This window comes from Nitrospirota bacterium, from assembly GCA_030645475.1.
Lineage (GTDB): Bacteria > Nitrospirota > Nitrospiria > Nitrospirales > Nitrospiraceae > Palsa-1315.
Genome location: JAUSMA010000004.1, coordinates 1 through 3,387, shown reverse-complemented (window position 1 = coordinate 3,387; position 3,387 = coordinate 1). Strand labels below are relative to the sequence as shown.

4 protein-coding genes are annotated in these 3,387 nt (G+C 60.9%); all 4 read right to left on the bottom strand.

Going from position 1 to position 3,387, the window contains the following annotated elements:
• Nucleotides 1-120 precede the first annotated feature (120 nt).
• Entirely contained in the window at nucleotides 121-429 is a 309-nt protein-coding gene (locus Q7U76_00085) for a hypothetical protein (protein ID MDO8354778.1), read from the bottom strand.
• Nucleotides 426-974 (bottom strand): TlpA disulfide reductase family protein, encoded by a 549-nt coding sequence (locus Q7U76_00080; protein MDO8354777.1) that lies wholly within the window; start codon nucleotides 972-974, stop codon nucleotides 426-428. The genes Q7U76_00085 and Q7U76_00080 overlap by 4 nt, the downstream gene beginning before the upstream one ends.
• 1 nt (nucleotide 975) lies before the next feature.
• A complete protein-coding gene (locus Q7U76_00075; protein MDO8354776.1) occupies nucleotides 976-2,262 on the bottom strand; it encodes a sialidase family protein in 1,287 nt (428 codons plus the stop codon).
• Between the two features lie 98 nt (nucleotides 2,263-2,360).
• Nucleotides 2,361-3,387 (bottom strand): TonB family protein (locus Q7U76_00070; GenBank protein MDO8354775.1); only part of this gene is annotated, 1,027 nt, incomplete at its 5' end.

The window sequence follows — 3,387 nt, the reverse complement described above, 5'->3', positions numbered from 1 at the left end:
TGGCCCCTACTCCTTCTTAGAATGAAAATGGAACAACTGCCTCCGTGCAGACTGAGGCCGCGCGATCTGCAGCCCTGTCAGTACAGGGAGATGACGAATACACGATGAGTAGATGCGACGTTACGAACGAGGAGGCGCGCGGGACTGCGCCGACTGCTGTAAGTGGAACGACGATACGGACGTGGCGACCAACAGCAACATCGCGAGAAAGTGAAGCGGCTGGGTCTGTGGCGTGGTCGCGGGAAGATCGACGGTCGGACTGGCGTGGCAGGCCCAGGCACAGAGCGAAGAATGCGTCACGCCGCCGGTGTGATGATGGGCCGAGCGGGGCTGGCTCTCATGCGCAAAGAGACAGGCCACGGCGCTGACGGAGAGCGTTAGGTAGAGCGTGGCAATGGCCAGAGCCAACGGGACGAAGCACTTCCTCATTTCCCGCTCTCCATGACCTGCCGCATCACCGCCACCGCCTCCGGGCTATCCCAGGCGCGAGGTCCGACTGCACGCCCGACCAGCGTGCCATCCCGTCCAATGACAATCGTGGTCGGGAGGCCTCGCACCATGAAGGAGCGTGATACGTCCTGATCTTCATCGAAGAGCACCGGTAGACTGACTCCCAACTGAGCAAGAAAGTGGGCGATGCCCTGACGCTGCAGATCCGTGGTAACGGTCATCAGGATAAATTGCGCGGGATCCAGCTGCTTCTGCAAACGAGCCAATGACGGCATTTCCTCTTTGCAGGGCCCGCACCAGGTGGCCCAAAAATTCACCAGCACGACCTTCCCGGCCAGCTCGCTCGACTTCACGACTTTGCCATCCAGCGTCGTGAGTTCAAACGGCGCGACCATGCTTCCGGCCGGCAACCGGCTCATCTTAAACGAGGCAAAGGGATCGCTGGCCAGCGCTGGGCCAGCCGAGATGACGCTCATGAATGCGAGCATCGATAGGATCACCACTCGTTTCAACAACCCAGACACGTTACGGCTTCTGCCTCGCAATAATTTTCATGGCCGGCAGCTGAATCGTTTGCACGACCATCCGATGGTTCGGCATCGCATGTTCCGTCCAAGCCAGCGCCGCAAGCCCTTTCGAATTCATCGAGAGGGTCGGCGTCTGGCCTTTCTTCTCATTCAATTTCTGCGGCGCGCTGAATGTCTGCCCCCGATCGAGAGAGACACTCATCACGACTTCACGCCGGACAGGCGATTGTTCTTCCCAGACAATGACCAGACGCCCCTCCGGATCCACCGCCATCTGCGGGTGGTCGGGGAAAGTTCCCTTCGAGACGTTCAGCTTCTGCTTGGGTGAAAAGCTGTCCCCGCGGTCGTCCGAGTAGGCCAGAAACACCGCCGGAGTCTCATCGACTCCTTCCGTATACCAAACCACATAGAGCCGCCCCAGCCGATCCGTCCCGATCGAGGCGGGCCGATGCGGACAGCCGGGAAAGACCCAGCGATCCTGGCCTACAATGACCGGAGCGGTGAACGTCTGCCCACCGTCGATGGAACGCGCGACCACCGTTTCGCGGAGATCGCCGGGGAGAATCTTGCGCCAGGCCACATAGAGCGTTCCGTCCGGTCCGGTAGTGAGAGAGGTCCGGCAACAGACACAGGTGTTCTCGTCCACTTTGAGGTTCTTCGCGACGGTGCGTCCATGATCGGTCGAGCGCGTGACAAAGGTACCGGATTCTTTCTTCCCCTCTCGCCCATCGATCCAGGCCATATGCACCACGCCATCAGAAGAGACATGGATCGAATCGAAACTGTGGCCGATGACCTGTTCATCGTCGTTTACGAGAATGGATGGGAGAAAGGTTCTGCCGCCATCCGTGGACCGACTCAGCCTCAGTTCGTTCGAAAATGGTTTATCCGCCGTCACTTTCGGATGGGTCAGGGCCCAGGTCAGGAACACCTCGTCTCCGGCCACGGCCAGCGCCGGCGCTTCCTGCCGCATGTAGGGCATCTCGGTCGGCTGGTTCACGATGATCGAAGTCCCGATCGGCCCCTCCGGCTTCTCCGTTCTCGAATAGAACACCGTGCGCTTGTCCTTGTCCTCTTCTACCCAGGCCAGCGCAATATGCTCTTGCTCGTCGATCCTGACGGAAGGACCGACCACCGCTCTGACCGGACGATCGGTTGTCAGTTTCGGGCCGAACCGCAAAGTCTGCTCCGGCTCGGCCAGCGCGAGCGACGTGAGCGAGACAGCGCCGATCGCAATCCCCACCATCCAGGCTAGTTTTTTGGTTCTACCGATCCGGTCGATCATGGTGCACCTCACTTTGACCCTCGAATGGAGATGGGCATGTCGCGCCCACTTGAACCTTGGCCCGCCCTCACCGCAGGCATCGACACACATTCCATTGCCTACCCTCCCAGGCTATAGACCATCGGTACGAGTACCGCGACTTCGGCTGCACCGATCGCATTCGTCATATGCAGAGGACAGACCAACCGAAGAGCTTCCATCGCCGCGTTGTCGAGCGATTCGTAGCCGGAGCTTCTATGCACCTTTACCTCCGACAGGTGGCCATCGGATCGAATGACTGCTCGCAGCACGACCTTCCCTTCCCAGCCATTCAAGCGCGCGGCACTGGGATAACGTTTAATTTCAGCCAGTCTCCGCCTCAGCGATTCGGCCAACCAGCCATAATCGGCTTTGACCGACGGAGTTGGACGAGTGGCCATCGCCACTTGCGGCGCCGACTCTCTCACGACCGCCTCAGTAGGCTTTGCGTCGCTCACAGCGGCAGCCGCCGGCGCCAGGGAGGCCGGCATTTCGGGGTCGCGCGTCAGCGAAGCGGTCTCAATGGCGCGTGCTTCGGCAGGATGCGTTGACGGGACGGTTGTTGGCTCGGGCTGGCTCACGGTCTGTTGCACCGCTGCTGCGGTGATCGCCGGTTCAGTGCTTACTGCTTCATGGTGCACGACGGGGGCAATCGACTCGACGACGGCCTGCTGAGTCTGCTGCACCTCTGCCGGCTGTTGCTCCTTGATGGGGGTCACCGTCTCAGTCCTCGTTTGCACCGCCACGGTCTGTTGAATCGGCTGGCTCGTTTCGACCACCTGGCGGATCTCACGTTGCACCACCGGCGTCACCTCGCGAGCCTGCACGGCCTGCGTGACCATTTGGGGTTGCGCCGGGGCCGGAGCAGCCTGACGCGGAGTCGGCTTCGCTGGCTCCTGAGCTGGCGTCACTGCAGCGTGAGATTCCGCTTGTGTCCGTTGCGGCTCGACCAAGGCCACGTCCCACTTGAAGGCTTCTTTGGGCACGACCGGTTTGACCTGGGCCATGAGCCCGAGAGCCACGGTCAGCGTAACGCCATGAAAGAGCGCAGACACCGCCCATCCCTGCAGGCGATACTGCCCGTTCGGACTGAACGTCACTTGATCA